At 53.4% G+C, this 20,302-nt stretch carries 21 protein-coding genes; 15 read left to right on the forward strand and 6 right to left on the reverse strand.

The window, feature by feature from the left end:
- Positions 1 to 84 precede the first annotated feature (84 nt).
- The 3 genes from proP to CMR03_RS22350 all read left to right on the forward strand — a co-directional run bounded on the left by proP (position 85) and on the right by CMR03_RS22350 (position 3,464).
- On the forward strand, positions 85 to 1,590 hold the full coding sequence (gene proP, locus CMR03_RS22340) for a glycine betaine/L-proline transporter ProP (protein WP_063877579.1): 1,506 nt from the start codon (positions 85 to 87) through the stop codon (positions 1,588 to 1,590).
- A 129-nt stretch (positions 1,591 to 1,719) separates the two neighbouring features.
- A complete protein-coding gene (gene hemB / locus CMR03_RS22345; protein WP_096012689.1) occupies positions 1,720 to 2,697 on the forward strand; it encodes a porphobilinogen synthase in 978 nt (325 codons plus the stop codon).
- Positions 2,698 to 2,993: 296 nt separating this feature from the next.
- The gene (locus tag CMR03_RS22350) at positions 2,994 to 3,464 is read left to right on the forward strand and encodes a helix-turn-helix domain-containing protein (RefSeq protein WP_096012690.1); all 471 of its coding nucleotides are present in this window, start codon (positions 2,994 to 2,996) and stop codon (positions 3,462 to 3,464) included.
- A gap of 9 nt (positions 3,465 to 3,473) precedes the next feature.
- Here the strand turns inward: CMR03_RS22350 and CMR03_RS22355 are convergent, their stop codons facing one another.
- The 4 genes from CMR03_RS22355 to CMR03_RS25705 form a co-directional block, all read right to left on the reverse strand.
- Positions 3,474 to 4,139, reverse strand: coding sequence for an epoxyqueuosine reductase QueH (locus tag CMR03_RS22355; RefSeq protein WP_063877582.1), 666 nt, complete (start codon positions 4,137 to 4,139; stop codon positions 3,474 to 3,476).
- A 122-nt stretch (positions 4,140 to 4,261) separates the two neighbouring features.
- Positions 4,262 to 4,942, reverse strand: a complete 681-nt coding sequence (locus CMR03_RS22360) for an SDR family oxidoreductase (protein ID WP_096012691.1) — start codon at positions 4,940 to 4,942, stop codon at positions 4,262 to 4,264.
- Positions 4,943 to 5,060: 118 nt separating this feature from the next.
- Entirely contained in the window at positions 5,061 to 5,882 is an 822-nt protein-coding gene (locus tag CMR03_RS22365) for a hypothetical protein (RefSeq protein ID WP_063877584.1), read from the reverse strand.
- 1 nt (position 5,883) lies between these two features.
- Positions 5,884 to 6,081 (reverse strand): hypothetical protein, encoded by a 198-nt coding sequence (locus tag CMR03_RS25705; protein ID WP_074180982.1) that lies wholly within the window; start codon positions 6,079 to 6,081, stop codon positions 5,884 to 5,886.
- Between the two features lie 610 nt (positions 6,082 to 6,691).
- Here CMR03_RS25705 and CMR03_RS22375 point away from each other — a divergent pair.
- From CMR03_RS22375 to CMR03_RS22420, 10 genes are all read left to right on the forward strand, one after another.
- Positions 6,692 to 7,558, forward strand: coding sequence for a MurR/RpiR family transcriptional regulator (locus tag CMR03_RS22375; protein ID WP_063877586.1), 867 nt, complete (start codon positions 6,692 to 6,694; stop codon positions 7,556 to 7,558).
- Positions 7,559 to 7,576: 18 nt separating this feature from the next.
- On the forward strand, positions 7,577 to 8,161 hold the full coding sequence (ddpX, locus tag CMR03_RS22380; RefSeq protein WP_063877587.1) for a D-alanyl-D-alanine dipeptidase: 585 nt from the start codon (positions 7,577 to 7,579) through the stop codon (positions 8,159 to 8,161).
- Positions 8,158 to 9,723 (forward strand): ABC transporter substrate-binding protein, encoded by a 1,566-nt coding sequence (locus CMR03_RS22385; protein WP_096012692.1) that lies wholly within the window; start codon positions 8,158 to 8,160, stop codon positions 9,721 to 9,723. The genes ddpX and CMR03_RS22385 overlap by 4 nt, the downstream gene beginning before the upstream one ends.
- Positions 9,724 to 9,777: 54 nt before the next feature.
- The gene (locus CMR03_RS22390; protein WP_096012729.1) at positions 9,778 to 10,794 is read left to right on the forward strand and encodes an ABC transporter permease; all 1,017 of its coding nucleotides are present in this window, start codon (positions 9,778 to 9,780) and stop codon (positions 10,792 to 10,794) included.
- A 3-nt stretch (positions 10,795 to 10,797) separates the two neighbouring features.
- The gene (gene ddpC, locus CMR03_RS22395) at positions 10,798 to 11,691 is read left to right on the forward strand and encodes a D,D-dipeptide ABC transporter permease (protein ID WP_096012693.1); all 894 of its coding nucleotides are present in this window, start codon (positions 10,798 to 10,800) and stop codon (positions 11,689 to 11,691) included.
- Positions 11,691 to 12,680 (forward strand): ABC transporter ATP-binding protein, encoded by a 990-nt coding sequence (locus tag CMR03_RS22400; protein WP_096012694.1) that lies wholly within the window; start codon positions 11,691 to 11,693, stop codon positions 12,678 to 12,680. Before ddpC ends, CMR03_RS22400 begins: the two co-directional genes overlap by 1 nt.
- Positions 12,673 to 13,623, forward strand: coding sequence for an ABC transporter ATP-binding protein (locus tag CMR03_RS22405; protein WP_096012695.1), 951 nt, complete (start codon positions 12,673 to 12,675; stop codon positions 13,621 to 13,623). Before CMR03_RS22400 ends, CMR03_RS22405 begins: the two co-directional genes overlap by 8 nt.
- A gap of 73 nt (positions 13,624 to 13,696) precedes the next feature.
- A complete protein-coding gene (locus CMR03_RS22410) occupies positions 13,697 to 14,947 on the forward strand; it encodes a D-amino acid dehydrogenase (protein ID WP_096012696.1) in 1,251 nt (416 codons plus the stop codon).
- 137 nt (positions 14,948 to 15,084) lie between these two features.
- A complete protein-coding gene (locus CMR03_RS22415) occupies positions 15,085 to 15,618 on the forward strand; it encodes a DcrB-related protein (protein WP_244181417.1) in 534 nt (177 codons plus the stop codon).
- 74 nt (positions 15,619 to 15,692) lie between these two features.
- Positions 15,693 to 15,917 (forward strand): Imm74 family immunity protein, encoded by a 225-nt coding sequence (locus CMR03_RS22420; RefSeq protein WP_063877593.1) that lies wholly within the window; start codon positions 15,693 to 15,695, stop codon positions 15,915 to 15,917.
- Between the two features lie 211 nt (positions 15,918 to 16,128).
- Here the strand turns inward: CMR03_RS22420 and CMR03_RS22425 are convergent, their stop codons facing one another.
- Positions 16,129 to 17,313 carry a BaiN/RdsA family NAD(P)/FAD-dependent oxidoreductase gene (locus tag CMR03_RS22425; RefSeq protein WP_096012697.1) on the reverse strand — a complete coding sequence of 395 codons (1,185 nt, stop codon included), beginning with the start codon at positions 17,311 to 17,313 and terminating at the stop codon, positions 16,129 to 16,131.
- A gap of 241 nt (positions 17,314 to 17,554) precedes the next feature.
- On the opposite strand from CMR03_RS22425, the gene pitA reads away from it, so the two are divergent.
- Positions 17,555 to 19,057 (forward strand): inorganic phosphate transporter PitA, encoded by a 1,503-nt coding sequence (gene pitA / locus CMR03_RS22430; protein ID WP_063877595.1) that lies wholly within the window; start codon positions 17,555 to 17,557, stop codon positions 19,055 to 19,057.
- Between the two features lie 36 nt (positions 19,058 to 19,093).
- On the opposite strand, the gene uspB is transcribed toward pitA, so the two are convergent.
- A complete protein-coding gene (gene uspB, locus CMR03_RS22435; RefSeq protein WP_063877596.1) occupies positions 19,094 to 19,429 on the reverse strand; it encodes a universal stress protein UspB in 336 nt (111 codons plus the stop codon).
- A 423-nt stretch (positions 19,430 to 19,852) separates the two neighbouring features.
- Here uspB and uspA point away from each other — a divergent pair, with 423 nt between their 5' ends.
- Positions 19,853 to 20,290 carry a universal stress protein UspA gene (uspA, locus tag CMR03_RS22440; protein ID WP_063877597.1) on the forward strand — a complete coding sequence of 146 codons (438 nt, stop codon included), beginning with the start codon at positions 19,853 to 19,855 and terminating at the stop codon, positions 20,288 to 20,290.
- Positions 20,291 to 20,302: the final 12 nt, after the last annotated feature.

Here is a 20,302-nt window from a genome sequence, read left to right on the forward strand (position 1 = left end):
TTAAATTTCCTCAACGAAGCGGTCTGAACGCTATTTTCGGTTCGCGCCGTTGAGGACTTTCATGTTCCATTACAGGGTAATTCTATGAAATTGCGTAGGAAGCGTGTAAAACCAATTGGGATAGATGATGTCACCATCATTGATGATTCCCGTTTACGTAAAGCCATTACCGCCGCCTCTTTGGGTAACGCCATGGAGTGGTTCGATTTTGGTGTTTATGGCTTTGTGGCTTATGCCTTGGGTAAAGTGTTTTTCCCGGATGTCTCGCCAGGGATTCAAATGATTGCCGCCCTGGCAACCTTCTCCGTTCCATTCCTGATTCGTCCTTTAGGCGGCCTGTTCTTCGGCATGCTGGGTGACAAGTACGGTCGTCAGAAAATACTGTCGATTACCATCGTCATTATGTCGATCAGTACCTTCTGTATCGGCCTGATTCCCTCCTATGCCTCCATTGGCATCTGGGCACCGATTCTGCTGCTGCTGGCTAAAATGGCCCAGGGCTTCTCGGTCGGCGGGGAATACACCGGCGCGTCTATCTTCGTCGCCGAGTATTCGCCTGACCGCAAGCGCGGCTTTATGGGAAGCTGGCTGGACTTCGGTTCGATCGCCGGCTTCGTGCTGGGTGCCGGCGTTGTCGTGTTGATCTCGACCATTATCGGTGAACAAAACTTCCTTGAATGGGGATGGCGTCTTCCGTTCTTCCTGGCGCTGCCGCTAGGGATTATTGGCCTGTATTTGCGCCATGCCCTGGAAGAAACCCCCACGTTCCAGCAGCACGTGGATAAGCTGGAGCAAGGCGACCGCGAAGGTCTGCGTGACGGCCCGAAAGTCTCTTTCAAAGAGATCGCCACCAAACACTGGCGTAGCCTGTTAGCCTGTATCGGTCTGGTTATTGCAACCAACGTGACCTATTACATGCTGCTGACCTACATGCCAAGCTACCTGTCGCACAACCTGCATTACTCCGAAGATCACGGCGTTCTGATTATCATCGCCATCATGATAGGAATGCTGTTTGTCCAGCCGGTCATGGGGCTGCTGAGTGACCGCTTTGGCCGCCGTCCGTTTGTGATTATCGGCAGCATCGCCCTGATGATCTTCGCTATTCCCGCGTTCATGATGATCAACAGTGGCGTGCTGGGATTGATTTTCGCCGGACTGCTGCTGCTGGCCGTTATCCTTAACGCCTTTACCGGCGTGATGGCCTCATCACTGCCTGCCATGTTCCCCACCCATATCCGCTACAGTGCACTGGCCAGCGCCTTTAACATTTCGGTACTGGTTGCCGGTCTGACACCAACCGCGGTAGCCTGGCTGGTTGAGACCACCAATAACCTCTACATGCCGGCCTACTATCTGATGGTGGTCGCGGTGATTGGCCTGATTACCGGTCTTTATATGAAAGAAACGGCGAACAAGCCCCTGAAAGGTGCCACACCTGCCGCCTCTGACATGGAAGAAGCGCGCGAAATTCTTCAGGAGCATCACGATAACATCGAGCAGAAAATCGAAGATATCGACGAAGAAATCGCCCGACTGGAAGCGAAGCGTAAAAACCTGGTGCAGCAGCACCCGGATATCAACGAGTAACCTCCTCGTCTCCCGCCCCTGTGGCGGGAGACACATTCACTGTCTCGGCACACCGCACACAAACCTTCATCGCCTGCGCTTAATCGGAGTAGACTAGCCGTCTTATTTAATTTGGCCAGGTGAGTAACAATGTCTGATTTTTCCCTTACCCAACGTCCCAGAAGATTGCGTGCCAGCGCGTCACTGCGAGCAATGTTCCAGGAGTCCAGCCTTAGCCTGAACGATTTGGCGCTGCCCATTTTTGTTGAGGAAGGTATTGATGACTATAAAGACATTCAGGCTATGCCTGGCGTAAGACGTATTCCGGAAAAACGTCTGGCCTATGAAATTGAACGTATTGCTAAGGCGGGTATCCGCTCGGTGATGACCTTCGGGATTTCCCATCATACCGATGCGACCGGCAGCGATGCGTGGAATGAAAACGGCCTGGTGGCGCGCATGTCGAAAATTTGCAAAGACACCGTGCCTGAAATGATCGTGATGTCGGATACCTGCTTTTGTGAGTACACCAGCCACGGTCACTGTGGCGTGCTCTGTGATCACGGCGTCGATAACGATGCCACCCTGATCAACCTGGGCAAACAGGCCGTTGTCGCGGCCGCAGCGGGGGCAGATTTTATCGCGCCCTCTGCCGCAATGGATGGTCAGGTAAAAGCGATTCGTCAGGCGCTGGATGCCGCAGGCTTTACCCAAACGGCAATCATGTCCTATTCCACCAAGTTTGCGTCATCTTTCTATGGCCCTTTCCGTGAAGCAGCCGGCACGGCGCTGAAAGGCGATCGTAAAACCTATCAGATGAACCCGATGAACCGTCGTGAGGCCATTCGCGAGTCACTGATTGACGCCGCGGAAGGTGCTGATTCGCTGATGGTTAAACCGGCGGGTGCCTATCTGGATATTCTGCGCGATATTCGTGATCGCACTGAACTGCCGCTGGCGGCCTATCAGGTCAGCGGTGAGTACGCGATGATCAAATTCGCCGCTCAGGCGGGTGCCATTGATGAACGCAACGTCGTGCTGGAAAGTCTGGGGGCGATTAAGCGTGCTGGCGCAGATCTGATTTTCAGCTATTTTGCGCTTGAGCTGGCTGAAAACAAGCTGCTCTAAAGGCTAAATGACGGGCCTTCTGCGGCGGTGCTTGCGCCAACGCAGAAGGGGTTCTTCCCGTCTTGCAAGGCAGTAAATTCACCGCCCTCACAACGCTCATAATACAATAACATTACGCCTCGTCCTTCCTCATCTCAGAAACAAAAAGCACACATGCGGCTACCTAATATAATTATTCGACCTATAGCTCCACATGGCAGGAAATAACCATTCACTTCCTTAAGAATCTTTACGTTCGTAATGTTTTGAGAAACATAGGATAATTTACAATCACCTTCAAAATTTAAGGGGGTGTTATGAATGAGAATAAATACAATGAGAGCGTGATTATTTCTGTTACCGAATGGATTAATAAAAATTTGGATCAGCGTTTAAGCATCGATGATATTGCCGAAAAAGCCGGTTATTCAAAATGGTATCTGCAAAAATTATTTTCCCGTTACAACAATGAAACTCTGGCGCGTTATATTCGCAGAAAGAAATTAATTGCCTGTATTAATGATTTAAAATACAGCCGCGCGCCCATCATCAGTCTGGCGGTGAAATACCATTTCGAAAGCCAGCAGTCATTTACACGTTCATTTAAGCAGATGATGGGCTGTACGCCGAGCGTATGTCGTAAAAGACAGCTATTGGACGACAGCAATCAGGATGCGAATACGCATCCTTGCAGCTTATGTAGTCGGGCGGAAAACAGCGCAAAAAAGAAAGGATCTGGCGGAATAAAGGAAACCCGCAGTTTCGACAATATAGCCCGCCTGCTTTAACAAAAACCGTTAACGCGCGTTATCGTCAGGTTGATAGTACTGTACGCCAATCTGAATCCGTTCGCGGCCACTGGCGACACGATGACGATTTGTATCACGCAAGGAGTAAACACATCCGCAATATTCTTGCTGATAAAAACTCTCACGTTTACTGATTTCAATCATGCGCGCCGATCCCCCGCCTTTACGCCAGTTAAATTCCCAGTAGGTCAGATCGGGATAGTGGGCGGCAGCGCGTACGCCGCAGTCATTAATTTGCTGCATGTTCTTCCAGCGGGAAATCCCCAGGGAACTGGTTATCACCGGGAAGCCATTTTCGTGGGCGTACAGCGCCGTGCGCTCAAAACGCATATCGAAGCACATGGTACAGCGCTCACCTCGCTCGGGTTCCCACTCCATGCCTTTGGCGCGTTTAAACCAGTCGTCACGATCGTAGTCCGCATCCACAAAGGGCACACCAAACTTTTCGGCAAAGCGAATGTTTTCTTCTTTGCGCAGCTCGTACTCTTTAAGCGGATGAATATTCGGATTGTAAAAGTAAATGGTGTACTCGATGCCGGATGCCAGCATGGCCTCCATAACTTCTCCCGAACAGGGCGCGCAGCAGGAGTGCAACAGAACTTTCTTGTGACCGCCGGGCAGCGGTAGCGGTTCACGCTGGTAGGGCTGAGACATAAGCACCTTCAATCAATGGAATCAAAGAGGCAGTGTAATGCCGGGACGTAAATGTTGCAAAATTTCGCATAACAACGGGCTGACATGCGCCAGCCCGCCGGTCACGCCTGAGCGATGTGCTATCACCACTGCAGCGTTTTACCTGCATAGTCAAGATAGTGATGGCCGCCATGTCCACGGTGAGTGGTCAGCTGGGTAAAGATGCAGTTGGCACTCTCTTCAGGCGTCAGTGGTGCTGCATCGCCGCCCATATCTGTTTTGACCCAGCCGGGATGCAAGGTGATTAACGTCCCGTTCTGGGCATCCACCGTTCTGACCAGCGAGCGAGTGAGCATATTCAGGGCCGCTTTACTGGCAGAATAAAGCGGCGCGTCTGCGCTGCGATTCTCATTCAGGCTGGCAAGTTGAGAGGAGGTGAGTGCGAGTACGCCGTTTTGTTGGTTCAGTAACGGCAGCAGAATTTCCGCACTCCGAATCGGTGCCACGGCATTGGTCATAAACAGCTGGGCCAGTTCAGCGTCGTCGCTTTCCGACAGCTTTTGATGGGCCGGGCCATAAATACCGGCATTAATCAGAATGGCGTCAAAAGGCTGTCCGCTCAGTCCAACAGCAAAATGCTTAACCGCTTCGGTCTGCGTCATATCAAGCCGGTGCCAGTCAACCTGAGGGATATCACCTTGCGGTGGATGATCCCCGCGATGGGTCGCCGTCACCTGCCAGTCATGGGCGGCAAACGCCTTTACGACGGCCAGTCCTATGCCACGTGATGCGCCAATCACTAAGATTTTCCCTTGATAAGCCATACGGTTTCCTCGTTGATGAAGTCAGTAATCAGAGTAGAGGTTGATCGACGAACACACTGCATCCTGAATGCTTTTTTGGATTAACACAGCAATACTGACGCCGTGCATTCTCCCTGTGTTATTCGATTTGCTGATCTGGCGGTGATGACTTGTCACCTTCACGACTCTTCTCGACGCTCTGCGGATGGTCTTCCCCTATTGAGAGGGCGGTAGCGCTGGCGGGATCGAATAGCGAGAAGCTTTCAATCTGGTCCACCATAATGACTTTGCGGAATGCCATCGCATTCTTCGGCTCAGAATCCAGCGTAATGCCATGCTCGGCATACCAGCTGCTGTAATTGTGTTCCACCGACAGCTTCAGCGTATGGCTGTCGCGGTAGCCGCTCAGCATCGGAATAAGCACGATATTGGCTGTGCTTTCGTATTCAAAGGTGGCGGCATGCACCATACCGATATAAATCCGTCGGGATTTTAAGGTGATCCACGCCAGCTCCCCCTCTTCCATACACTGAAACAGCATCTGTTCGACACCATTAGATCGAGAGAGTTTTTGATAGAGATCTTTTCGGCCTGAAACGTTCAGTTGCGCACTGCCCGCCCAGTTTGATCGATAAAGGCAAAACAGGATGGCAAAGGCCAGCATAATCACCACAGGTGCCTGGATACCCAGAAAACTCCAGTTCATAAACTTCATTTGCAGCTGCAGATGATCGCCGGGAAACACATACAGGAAATTAGAAACGGTTGAAATAATAAACAAGATAAACCAGATAAAGGCGGTGACGAAAACGCCCTGAAGCACAAAAATACAACCGTAAAGTGCGACCAGAAAATAGACATCCCAGCCTGAAGAACGGCGCATTTTAAAACGGCTGGACAGATCCCGGCTGGTATACCAGTAACCACTCACCATCAATACCATAAAAATTGCGGTTCCCACCTCAGACTCCTTTTAAGGTATTGACGTGTCGATTGAAATCGTCTTTCACTTCATCACTGAGAATATTGACGGCAGCATTGCCGTTTTCATCGATAATTATGCGTTCACCATCCGCAATGGAGTCGTTTATGTCCTGGCGGCTCATTATCTGGAGGAATTTATCCGGGCTGGCGAACAAAGAACGAACAAAGCTAATCATGGTGTGTCACTTAACGAGTTAAAAGAACAAGTATGTGACCGAATCGTGTTTACTGCCATTTTATAGTCGGTAAACATTCCTAAAAGATGATTAACGAAGCGGTAAAAAAGCATAATTATTGCGGCCAGTCATTTGTGCCACATTGATAAAATCCTGCTGAGAAACTCAATATTTCATTCTTGTTCGATAATTGTGGCAGGCCCGTTTCTGTTAACACCGAGGCGTGCGCATCTCCGCATATTCATGAGAATCCTGGCGGTTTCAGCGTAGTGCCCTGCCGACTTGCCTTCTCTACGGTCAGTCAGCGGTCACCGTCCCGTGCGGCCTCAACCTCACCGGCTCTGCGTTACGGTGGAAAGGCGCGTCGGTTTATCCACCTGCATCACATATCCTGGCGATATTGTTGCACTAGTGTGATGCAGGTTTTAAATATGTTGCACCCCAATTGCGCTTACCTGATGAACGGGATATCAACTTCTCGCAAACCCCTTCACTGAATCATCTGACGTGCGGCCTGTTTTTATGCACCTTAGAAATATGGCATGCATTGTGCTTGTTACTTAACTAACAACATGGCGATCAATGACAGCCAGGTAACATTGAGGACGAGATGAGCGCTAACGCAGACCTGTTCAAAAAGATTGAGGCCGCTTTTAGCCTGCAAACGCCAAGCGAAAAGCGAATTAGTTCGTGGCTGTTAAGTCATCCCGAGCAAATACCGTTTGAAACGGCCGACAGCATTGCCCAGTCAACCGGGACCAGCGGTATTACCGTAGGGCGTTACCTGCGCAAGCTGGGTTTTAAAAATCTTGATGATGTGAAAAACCTGCTGCGCGATGTGCCTAACACGCCCTACAAGCAATGGGGCGTTATTGATCGTCTTGACTCATGGGAACAGCAACGCACGCTGCCCGATCCCTCCAGTCAGTCGCTACAAATGGAGTTAGATGCTATCCGCTATGTCTATCAACTGGCTCAGACAGATACGTTTCGCCATATCAGCCAGCAAATCGCGGATGCTGAAACGGTCATCGTGCTGGGTATTCAGTCTACCCGCGGTATCGCTAACACCTTTTTCAGTCATCTGGAATATTTACGCCCGCGCGTCACCTACGCCGATGGCAGCTCAGGCAGTTGGCTCGAGTCGCTGAATTCTGAGTCTGCCAAACCTTATGTGATTCTGACGGATACGCGCGCCTATTCCACCGTGGCAAGACAGTTTTGCCGGGTTGCCACCGAGCGCAAGGTTGCAACGGCACTCGTCACCGATATCTGGTGTCCCTGGGCACGTGATTACCCGGTGGATTTGCTTCAGGTCAAAACGGACACCGCCAATTTTTGGGACTCACTCGCGCCCCTGAGTTGCCTGTTCAACCTGCTGCTGTCCGCCGTTGTTGAACGCCTTGGCCCCGCGCTTTCTCAGCGACTGGCACAAAACCGACTGTTACAGCAGGAATTTGGTCAATTTGAACATTAATAAAACAGGGATCACCGCATGATGCAGGAAACAGAGTTGGTCGATATTGCAGCAGCCTTTCCTGAGCTCAGTATCGACCTGAAATATGCCACCGCCGACAACATTACGGGCCAGCCTATCTACAGCGTCGCCCGCTGCCTGCTGCACCCTGATGCCGTGAAAGCGCTGGAGAAAAGCATGGCGATTGCAAAAGTGGCTGGATTCACCCTGCTGGTGCTGGATGCCTATCGCCCGCAAAAAGCGCAGGAGCTGCTGTGGCACGCCTGCCCTGACCAGAATTACGTCGTGCCGTTATCGCAAGGCTCCAACCACAGCCGTGGCACCGCCATTGACGTCACGCTGGTCGATGCGACAGGGCAGACGCTGGATATGGGCACCGGGTTCGATGACATGCAGGCGCTATCCCATCCTTATCATCCCGACGTACCGCTTGCTGCCCAACGCAACAGACTGCTGCTTAATGCCGTGATGTTTGGTGGCGGCTTTACTGGCATTGCCACGGAATGGTGGCATTTCGAATTACCGGAAGCGGCCCGTTACCCGCTTCTCAACGATGTTTTCACCTGCATATCCCCAGCCCAGACTGACGGAGTATTACCATGAAAATGACGCACACAGCCCCCGGCTATTTTCGCCCTTTGTTACTCGCCATCACCCTGGCCGCCACGACGACGTCCGTTTTGGCGGCGGTACCCAAAGATATGTTAGTGATTGGTAAAGCTGCCGATCCTCAGACGCTTGATCCTGCCGTCACCATCGATAATAACGACTGGACCATTACCTACCCTGCCTATCAGCGATTGATCAAATACAAAACCGAAGGCGGTAAGGGTTCTACAGACGTTGAAGGCGATCTGGCGGAAAGCTGGCAGAGCAGCGAGGAGGGTAAGGTATGGACGTTTACATTACGCCCAGGCGCTGCGTTTGCGGACGGTTCAGCCGTGAATGCTGAGGCCGTTAAGCTGTCATTTGAGCGCCTGCTGCGTATCAAACAGGGCCCTTCCGAAGCCTTCCCGGCCGACCTTAAAGTCGAGGTGGTAGATCCGCTAACCGTGCGTTTCACCCTGAGTACGCCTTTTGCGCCTTTCCTGTACACTCTCGCTAACGACGGTGCCTCCATCATTAACCCGGCCGTGCTCAAGGCTAACGCGACTGACGACGCGCGCAGTTACCTGGCGGAACATACAGCAGGTTCGGGCGCTTATATGCTGCAGCGCTGGCAGAAAGGTCAGCAACTTGTGCTGGTGCCTAACCCACACTTTGCCGGGCCAAAACCGGCGTTTAAACGGGTGTCGGTGAAGATCATCAGTGAAAGCTCAGCCCGACGCCTGCAGCTGGCCAAAGGGGATGTGGATATTGCTGATGCCTTGCCGGTGGACCAGTTTGCCGCGCTGAAAAAGCAAAATGATGTGGCCGTGATGGATTATCCCGCCCTGCGGGTCACCTATCTCTACCTGAACAACAGCAAAGCGCCGCTCAATCAGCCAGATTTGCGCCGGGCGATATCCTGGGCCACCGATTATCAGGGGATGGTGCAAGGCATTCTGGGTGGCAACGGAAAACAGATGCGTGGACCGATCCCGGAAGGCATGTGGGGTTACGACGCGAAGGCCATGCAGTACAGTTTCAATATCGCAAAAGCCAAAGCTGAACTGGACAAGGTTGCCAGTAAGCCGCAGTCGCTGTCGTTTCTCTATTCTGACAGCGACCCAAACTGGGAGCCGATTGCCCTGTCGATGCAGGCCAACCTGCAGGCTATTGGGATCAAGGTAAAGCTGGAAAAACTGGCTAACGCCACCATGCGCGAGCGCATCGGCAAGGCGGACTATGACATTGCGATTGGTAACTGGAGCCCAGACTTCGCCGACCCCTATATGTTTATGAATTACTGGTTTGAATCTGACAAAAAAGGGCTGCCAGGTAACCGCTCGTTTTATTCCAACCCGGACGTGGATGCGCTGCTGAAAAAAGCGGTATCAACCCCGAATCAGGCTGAACGGACGACCGACTACCAGCAAGCGCAAAATATCGTGATTAAGGATGCGGCTTACGTTTATTTATTCCAGAAGAATTATCAGGTGGCGATGAATAAATCGGTTAAAGGCTACGTGTTTAACCCGATGCTGGAGCAAATCTTTAATATCGCCACCATGCACAAAGAATAACACCCCTCACGCCCGTTCATGCAGGGCCTGCCCGGCCCTGCTGAGGAAGACATGATGAGTTACTGGAGTTTAGTAAGACAGCGTAGCTGGGGACTGCTGTTGGTGGTCGCCGGCGTCTGCGTCATTACGTTTATTATTTCGCATCTTATTCCCGGGGACCCCGCCAGGCTTCTGGCAGGTGACCGCGCCAGTGATGAAATCGTCCAGCATATCCGTCAGCAGTTGGGGCTGGATTTACCGTTATGGCAACAATTTATTCGTTATGTGGAACAGCTGTTACATGGCGATCTGGGTACCTCTATCCGGACAGGCCGCCCTGTGTTAGAGGATTTACGGGCGTTTTTTCCCGCAACGCTGGAGCTGGCCAGTTGCGCCCTGTTGATCGCCCTGCTCGTTGGCGTGCCGTTGGGCGTGCTCTCTGCGGTGTATCGTAACCGCTGGCTCGATCATCTGGTGCGCCTGCTGGCGCTGACCGGGATTTCAACCCCGGCGTTCTGGCTGGGCCTGGGCGCGATTGTGCTGTTTTATGGCAAGTTAAACCTGCTGCCCGGTGGCGGACGCCTGGATGACTGGCTCGATCCCCCCACGCGCATCACCGGTTTCTATTTGGTTGATGCCTTGCTGGAAGGCAACATCGAGGTCTTTTTTAATGCGCTTCAGCATCTGATTCTGCCTGCCTCCACCCTGGCCTTTGTTCATCTGGGCATCGTGGCGCGCCAGATTCGCTCGGCCATGCTGGAACAACTGAGCGAAGACTATATTCGCACCGCGCTGGCCAGCGGCCTGCCGAAATGGACGATCGTCGTACGTTATGCCCTGCCCAATGCCCTGATTCCCTCCGTGACGGTCCTGGGGCTGGCATTAGGCGACCTGCTGTATGGCGCGGTATTAACCGAAACCGTGTTTGCCTGGCCCGGCATGGGCGCTTATGTGGTGTCCTCTATTCAGGCGCTCGATTTCCCGGCGGTGATGGGCTTTGCCATCGTGGTTTCCTTTGCGTACGTATTGGTAAACCTGTTCGTGGATCTTCTTTATCTGTGGATTGACCCGCGCATGGGTCGGGGAGCGTAGAACATGATGATAACGCAAGAACAGCCTGCCGTGCGTCAGGTCAAACCCGGCCTGTTCGCCTGGAAACGCCGCCTGTGGATGCTGAGCAAAAGCCCACTGACGCTGCTGGGTGCCGCCATCATCATTCTGATGCTGGGGTTAATGGTGTTTTCACCCTGGATTGTCCCCCACGATCCCAATGCCATCAGTTTGACCGATCGCCTCCGGGCACCCAGTGCCGCGCACTGGTTCGGTACTGATGAAGTGGGCCGGGACTTATTCAGCCGGGTACTGGTCGGCAGCCAACAGTCGGTGGCGGCAGGCCTGGCTGTCGTGCTGCTGGCAGGCATAAGCGGTTCGTTACTGGGCTGCCTGTCCGGTGTGCTAGGCGGGCGCAGCGATGCGATGATTATGCGCCTGATGGACATCATGCTGTCGATTCCTTCGCTGGTACTGACCATGGCGCTGGCTGCGGCGTTGGGGCCAAGCCTGTTTAACGCCATGCTGGCTATCGCCATTGTGCGCATCCCCTTTTATGTCCGGCTGGCGCGGGGTCAAACGTTAATCGTCCGGCAGCATACCTTCGTGGAAGCGGCAAAAACCTTTGGTGCCTCGCGCTGGCACCTGATTAGCTGGCATATCCTGCGCAATGCCCTGCCGCCGTTGGTGGTGCAGGCCTCGCTGGATATTGGCAGCGCGATTTTGATGGCGGCTACGTTGGGTTTTATTGGCCTGGGCGCTCAGCAACCCACAGCGGAATGGGGCGCGATGGTGGCTAACGGCCGCAACTACGTTCTGGATCAGTGGTGGTACTGCACCTTTCCCGGGGCCGCGATTTTAATCACGGCGGTGGGATTCAATCTGTTTGGCGATGGCATCCAGGACCTGCTGGATCCGAAAGCGGGAGGACGTAACTGATGCAAGAGAGAATCCTGACGATTGAGGATCTACGGCTGAGTTTCCCGGTTTTTCAGGGAGAGGTAAACGTGCTGAACAGCGTATCGATGCACATCAATCGTGGCGAAATTGTGGGCGTGGTTGGCGAATCGGGTTCGGGGAAATCCGTCACCGCCATGCTGGCGATGCGGCTGATTCCAGAACACAGCTATCACATCAAGAGCGGCAAGCTGGAGCTGGCTGGGCAGGATGTGCTTGCCGCCAGTGAAGTCGACATGCGCAAGCTGCGCGGCAATCGCGTTGCCATGATTTTTCAGGAGCCCATGACCGCCCTGAATCCGACCCGTCGAATCGGTAAACAGATGGTGGATGTGATTCGTCAGCATCGTCCTCTGTCTGCCCGTGAAGCAAAAGCCCGCGCGCTTACATTACTGGGCGATATGCAAATCGCGGACGCGAAGAACGTCATGGAGCGCTATCCTTTTGAACTTTCAGGCGGAATGCGTCAGCGCGTCATGATTGCCCTGGCCTTTTCCTGTGAGCCTGACCTGCTGATTGCGGATGAACCCACAACCGCGCTGGACGTTACCGTTCAGCGCCAGGTGCTGCGCCTGCTGAAACAAAAAGCCGAAGCGACCGGCACCGCCGTGCTGTTTATCAGCCATGATATGGCTGTGGTTTCCCAACTGTGCGATCGGATTTACGTCATGTATGCCGGGGCCGTCATTGAAAGCGGCGTGACTGACACCGTCCTGCGTTCACCGTGCCATCCCTATTCCATCGGCCTGCTGGCCTGCTCGCCGGACGCGATTGAACCGCGTGCGCCGCTGGCATCGATTTCCGGAACCGTACCCAATCTGGCCTGCTTGCCCGCAGGCTGTGCCTTTCGCGAGCGCTGTTTTGCGGCGNCGGGAGAACGCTGCAGCAACCCGCCGCGACTTCATGCCACAGGCGACACCGCCCAGCAGGTCGCGTGCTGGTATCCACAACAGGAGACGCGTCATGTCTGATGCTCTGCTTACGCTGCAAAACGTGCATGTCACCTTCCCTGCCAAAAAGAACTGGCGCGGCAAAGTGACGGAACGGGTTCATGCGCTGAATGGCCTGGATATTCAGGTCCGACAGGGCGAAACACTGGGGATTGTAGGCGAATCCGGCTGTGGGAAAAGCACCCTGGCGAAACTGTTGATGGGCATGCTGAGTCCGACCTCAGGCCAGCTTGAACTGGCAACGGCACCCGCCGGTCATCGGGGACGTCGTATGCAGATGGTGTTTCAGGACCCCCTCTCTTCCCTTGATCCTCGCCTGCCCGTCTGGCGCATCATCACCGAGCCGGTCTGGATTCAGTCGCGTCCGTCAGAAAAAGCGCGGCGGGCGTTGGCGGAATCACTGGCAAACCAGGTCGGTATTCGTCCCGAATACCTGGACCGGCCGCCGCATGCGTTTTCCGGCGGGCAGCGTCAGCGCATCGCCATCGCCCGGGCCCTGTCATCCGAGCCTGATATTATCGTCCTGGATGAACCGACCTCCGCGCTGGATATTTCTGTTCAGGCGCAGATTCTGAATCTGCTGGTGGACCTGCAAAAACAGCAAAACCTCACCTACATCCTGATCTCGCATAACGTGTCGGTGGTGCGCCATATGAGCGATCGCGTCGCGGTCATGTATCTGGGGCAGATTGTGGAGCTGGGCGAAACACAGCGCGTTCTGGATGCGCCCCAGCATCCTTATACCCAGTTACTGATGGAGTCGGTACCGCGCATCGGCGCGGCGCTGGACGGCGCGCCGGTCAACACCGAGCTACCGGGTAACCGTCACCTGCCGACGGGATGCTATTTTCGCGATCGCTGTCCACAGGCAACACGCGGCTGCGAGGCGCCCCAGCCACTGTTATTACAGGAAAAAGGCAGTGCGGTGAGATGTTGGCAGGCGCAAAACCCCATCCAGGCCTAAGCCATACCGAACACAGACCGCGCGGACAACGTCCGCGTGGTTGAGCGATAACGCGTTCAGGATAAATATCAAGATGAAAATTATTGTACTCGGTAGTGGTGTCGTGGGCGTGACAACCGCCTGGTATCTGCAGCAGGCCGGGCATCAGGTGACCGTGATTGAAAAAGAAGCCGGTCCGGCATTAGGCACCAGCGCCGCCAATGCCGGGCAGATCTCCCCTGGCTACGCCGCGCCCTGGGCCGCGCCGGGTGTTCCCTTAAAGGCGGTGAAGTGGATGGTGCAACGCCACGCGCCCCTTTCCGTGCGTCCGGACGGCTCCCGCTTTCAGCTCGCCTGGATGATGCAAATGCTGAAAAACTGCAATCCGCAAAGCTATGCCGAAAATAAGGCCAGGATGGTCAGGCTGGCAGAGTACAGCCGCGACTGCATCAAGGCACTGCGGGCCAGCACGGGCATTGAATATGAAGGACGTCAGGGAGGTACGCTGCAGCTGTTTCGCACCGCTCAGCAGTTTGACAATGCGGCACGCGATATCGCCGTGTTGCAAGACGCCGGCGTTCCTTATCAACTGCTGGAAGCCTCACAACTGGCCGAAGTTGAACCGGCGCTGGCGGCGGTTAAGCATAAGCTGACCGGCGGGCTGCGACTGCCTAATGACGAAACCGGAGATTGCCAGTTATTTACCCAGCAGCTTGCGGCGAGGGCGCACAAGGCTGGCGTCGACTTCCGTTATCACACCAACGTCGATGCGCTGCTGACACAGGGAGACAGGATAAGCGGGATTGTCTGTGGCGCTGAAACGCTGACGGCGGACGGATACGTCATGGCTTTGGGCTCATACTCCACGCAATTGCTCCGGCCGCTGCTGTCTGTTCCGGTTTACCCACTAAAAGGCTATTCACTGACGATTCCGATTGTCGATGCGTCCGGCGCGCCGGTATCCACGGTGCTGGATGAAACCTATAAAATTGCCATTACGCGTTTTGATAATCGTATTCGCGTGGGCGGTATGGCGGAAATCGTGGGATACAGCAAAACCCTGCTGCCCGCCCGGCGGCAAACGCTGGAGATGGTTGTCAACGATCTCTTTCCAGATGGCGGACAGGTGAGTCAGGCAACCTTCTGGACCGGATTACGCCCAATGACGCCGGACGGCACGCCCATCGTTGGCCCGACGCATTTCACCAACCTGTGGCTGAATACCGGGCACGGCACGCTGGGCTGGACGATGGCCTGCGGCTCCGGCCAGCTGTTGAGTGATGTAATTTCAGGCAAACCGCCGGCGATTGCCCATGCAGACTATGCCGTGTCGCGCTATGCCTGAGCCATACAGTGCAAATAATCCGGATGTTCTAAAGCAGGAAGCCCTAAAAAAGATTAATTTTCAGGCAGGATCACATAGAGATCATTGTTGTAAACGTTGATATTCTGGTCCGCACTCACGGACCAGAGAGACTTTACATGTCTGAATATACCCTGCAGGACTGCAACATAACGGTGCCCGATGTATTTCGCGATCGCACCATGAACCTCTTTACGCTCAGCCATACGAATGCCAATGAATTCACCTTCGTGATTTCACGTGCAACAGCGGCTGCAGAAGACACGCTTCAGTCAGTATCCCAGAGGCTGTCATCCGAACTGCAGGCTACTCTGCAGGACCTCTCACTCAACCATGCCCGGCTCACTGAGCTAAGCGGAAGGCAGGCTCTGGAACTGTTTTACAGTTTCAAAGCCGGGGAAAGAATTATCTTTCAGAAGCAAAGGGTGGTGCTGACATCTGAAAACAGTACGGGAAAAAAGCTCCTCTGTTTCATTGGCACCTGCCCGGATGCGTTTGACGATTACCATAGCCGGATTTATGACAGCATCACGGACAGCATTACGTTTCCGGACGATACACTCGGTTCGCCCGCACGGGGCAGCCAGATTCCCGCCGACAGTCATGAAATCTTCTTCAGCTTTGGTTGGGTTACCGCGCTTAATGGGCAATGATAAAGTCACTAAAATTACGACAATTGATCCGATGACTCAGTCCGAAAAAGTCATTTTTGTGAGGGATAACTGATATGAAAGTCTCAGGCACCAGTTCGCATGTGTACCTTGATATGGATGGCCAGATAATCAAGGCCGAGGGTGAAATGATTGTGGGTGGATTCGTCGCTTACAAAAGCACGATGAAATTCGAGCCTCCCTATGAAAATGAACCGGTTACTGAAGCAATCCGTCAGAAATACATTGATGAAGCGTTAAGAGAAACAAAAGACTCATATATGAAGCTGGAATTCGAATAATTTACCAGGTCCTCAATTTAACATCCCCCTGAAAAGAAAAAACAAAATAAGTCAGACGACCAGGGATATTCCAGGGAACAGGTCACTCCAGTTTTCGAAATCCTGAAATGACCCATGACCCCATCATTGGCGACATGGCAGAGTCTAATCAGTGTACAAACTTTTTATGCAATCTGGCTCTTATGTACAAAGGTATATTATTCCAGAACAGTTACAGAGCCTGGGCGCAAGCCCAGGCCGAACTCCAGGCCCACTGGAAATTGTATCCCCCCAGCCAGCCGGTCACATCGACCACCTCGCCGATGAAATAGAGCCCCGGCACGTCGCGCGCTTCCATGGTTTTGGATGAAAGCTGAGTTGTGTCAACGCCGCCGAGGGTGACTTCGGCGGTGCGGTAACCTTCCGTGCCGTTAGGCTGCACCTGCCAGCCGTGCAGCGTCTGCACCAGTTCTGTCTGCTGTTTGCTATTGAGTTGCTTCAGCGTGACATCCGGCACGACTTTCATTTCCTGCAAGACTTCGACCAGGCGCTTAGGCAGAATTTTGGCCAGGCTGTTTTTCAGGCTCAGATTCGGATGCGCCTCTCGCTGAATCGACAAAAAATCATCCAGACGGGTGGCCGGAGAGAGATCCACCGTGAGGAACTCGCCGGGCTGCCAGTAGCTGGAAATCTGCAACACCGCCGGGCCGGACAGACCGCGATGGGTGAACAGCATCGCCTCTTTAAATAGCGTGCCGTCCTTTGCCGCAATGGTCGTATCCAGCGCGACGCCAGACAGCGTCTGCAGTTGGTCTAATAGCGGTTTGTGCAGGGTAAAAGGCACCAACGCCGCGCGCGTTGGCAACACACTAAGCCCAAACTGCTCAGCAATTTTATAGCCGAACGGCGATGCGCCCAGGCCCGGCATGGAAAGCCCGCCGCTGGCAATCACCAGTTTCTCTGCCTGCACCGCGCTGCCGTTGAGCTGCAGATGGTAGCCCGCGTCATCCCGGGATACGCTCAGAATGTCGCTGCGCAGGCGAACGGTGACGCCACCGTTGTCACACTCGGCCATTAATAAATCCACCATCTGCTGGGCAGAATCATCGCAGAACAGCTGTCCCAGGGTTTTCTCATGCCAGGCAATGCCGTGACGATTCACCAGATCGATAAAATCCCATTGGGTATAGCGCGCAAGGGCCGACTTACAAAAGTGGGGATTATTCGACAGATAGGCGGCGGGTTCAGTGTAGAGATTGGTGAAATTGCAGCGTCCGCCGCCGGACATCAAAATCTTGCGGCCCGGCTTCTTGCCGTTATCCAGCAGTAATACACGGCGACCACGCTGTCCTGCCTGCGCAGCACAAAAAAGCCCGGCAGCGCCTGCCCCAATTACGATAACGTCAAACTGTTCCACTGCAATTGCCCACCTGGTAAGAGAGGGGCAGATTGTAGTGATCTGCTCCTGTGGATGCCAGTGTCAAAATTTTGCCGTAAATATGTCACAATGTAACTGGTTAATTTATATAGACTTTGTACCTGTTAACCGGGTTAATTGACATTTTTAGTCCAAATCATGACTATATTTTCCTTTCCCAGACCGCATGTTGTCGCGGATAATGCGCCGCGTTCATGTCCTCCAAAATGGCGTAACGTCTATGCTACATCTGTTTGCTGGTCTAGATCTTAGCACCGGCCTGTTACTGATACTTGCTCTGCTGTTTGTATTGTTTTACGAAGCAATTAACGGCTTTCATGATACGGCCAACGCGGTTGCGACGGTCATCTACACCCGTGCCATGCGTGCTCAGCTTGCCGTTTTGATGGCGGGGGTTTTCAACTTCTTTGGTGTATTGCTCGGCGGATTAAGCGTGGCTTACGCTATCGTGCATATGCTGCCTACCGATCTGCTGCTGAATGTTGGCTCGGCTCACGGTCTCGCCATGGTGTTTTCCATGCTGCTGGCGGCGATTATCTGGAACCTGGGCACCTGGTATTTGGGGCTTCCGGCTTCCAGTTCCCACACGTTAATCGGCGCGATTATCGGCATCGGCCTGACCAATGCATTAATGAACGGCACCTCGGTCGTCGATGCGCTTAACATTCCTAAAGTGCTGAATATCTTCCTGTCTCTGATCCTTTCTCCCATCGTCGGCCTGGTGATTGCGGGCAGCTTAATCTTTCTTCTTCGCCGTTACTGGAGTAACACCAAGAAGCGTGCGCGTATTCATATGACGCCCGCAGACCGGGAGAAAATTGATGGCAAGAAAAAGCCGCCTTTCTGGACGCGTACCGCCCTGATTATCTCCGCCATTGGCGTCAGCTATTCACACGGTGCAAACGACGGGCAAAAGGGGATTGGCCTGATCATGCTGGTTCTGATTGGCGTTGCGCCAGCAGGCTTTGTGGTCAATATGAATTCATCGGGTTACGACATCACGCGCACGCGCGATGCGGTTAACCACCTTGAGCAATATTACCAACAGCATCAGGCGTCATTGACCCATATCATCCAGATGGCTCCGCCTAAACTGCCCACGCCAGAAGAAGTCGCCCCGGCAACGTCAACCGAGTTTCATTGCGACAGCGCGCGTGCGCTGCAGGCCGTGCAGCGTGCTCAGGTGTTGCTGAACAATCTGCAAAGCTATGGCGATCTGTCCGTCGATCAGCGTAGTCAGATGCGCCGCCTGTTGCTGTGTATTTCCGATACCGCCGATAAAGCGGCGAAGCTGCCGGAAACCTCCGCTGACGATAAACGCTTCCTTGGCAAGCTCAAAGGCGATCTACTGAACACCGTTGAGTACGCACCGGTATGGATTATCATGGCGGTTGCGCTGGCTTTAGGCATCGGCACCATGATTGGCTGGCGTCGTGTTGCCACCACCATCGGTGAGAAAATTGGTAAGAAAGGCATGACCTATGCGCAGGGCATGTCCGCACAGGTAACGGCCGCCGTATCGATAGGCATTGCCAGCTACACCGGCATGCCGGTCTCCACCACGCATATCCTGTCCTCTTCCGTTGCCGGTACAATGCTGGTAGACGGCGGTGGATTGCAGAGCAAAACCATCAAAAACATCGCCATGGCGTGGGTATTTACGCTGCCGGTCTGTATTTTGTTGTCGGGTTCGCTCTACTGGATCGCGCTCAAGCTCATCTGAGACAGCGGCAAATCAGGGCGACTTCGGTCGCCCTTTTTAATGCCAGATGGCCAGCGCAATCAGGCTGATCACCACTAATCCGCACAGCGAACTGGCCAACATAAACAAGCCTCTCACCCGCTCACACCGGCGAATAAATTCGTCATCATGATGATCAAGATAGCGTCTTGCCCAGATATAGCGCACCAGCCTGACCTGCTTGCCGGGCTGACCATGGGCGGTGAAAAACCCTGCGCCGTCAACGTACTGATACAGCAACGGATCGCAGCCACGCAAAACCACCAACAGCGCACGCAACGAAGAGAAATAGCGCGCCATATTCACAATACATACCACACAGAGAGCCCAAAAAAGCGCGATAGTGCTGATCATCTACCCCTCCTTACCGGTACTGCAGAAAAGTGCTGAACGCGCACCCTGCTGAACAGTCCCTGCAGAATTAGCCAACAACCCCATTAAATGATTTGTAGTTTTATTTTTGAAATATCTGAACAGACGCAGCAATGTGACGAAGGCTGCTTTTTCAGTTTAGGAGCAATGTTCAATTTTTTACCAGCAAGGATTTTCGTTTTATACGAGTAAAAATCGTTCATCATTGATCTTATTCACAACCCAGACGGCTTCAGACGCATTTGTTAACACAGATGACTATACTTTCAGGTATAACAACATTATCGCCTGTGCTGTACGTTAACCATTTCGGTGGCGCGCATCGCCCGTTCGCGCAATGGATTTCGCAGCTATGACGCGTCTGGAAACCGCTGCCATTCTGAATCTCGTGGAAGGAGTTATATCATGGCTTACAAACATATCCTGATTGCAGTCGATCTTTCGCCAGAAAGCCAGTTGTTAGTCGATAAAGCTGTCTCGCTCGCGCGTCCTTATGACGCAAAAATTTCGTTGATTCATGTCGATGTGAATTACTCTGATCTCTATACTGGCCTGATTGATGTCAACCTGGGCGATATGCAAAAGCGGATTTCTGAAGAGACACATCAGGCGCTTAAAAGCCTGTCGGATGCCGCGGGCTATCCTATCACCGAAACCCTGAGCGGCAGTGGCGATCTCGGTCAGGTGCTGGTGGATGCGATTAAGAAATACGATGTGGACATGGTGGTGTGCGGTCATCATCAGGACTTCTGGAGCAAACTGATGTCGTCTGCCCGCCAGTTGATCAATACGGTGCATATCGACATGCTGATTGTGCCGCTGCGCGACGAAGAGGAAGAATAATTCGCCTGCGTT

Source organism: Pantoea allii, assembly GCF_002307475.1.
GTDB classification, from domain to species: Bacteria; Pseudomonadota; Gammaproteobacteria; order Enterobacterales; family Enterobacteriaceae; genus Pantoea; species Pantoea allii.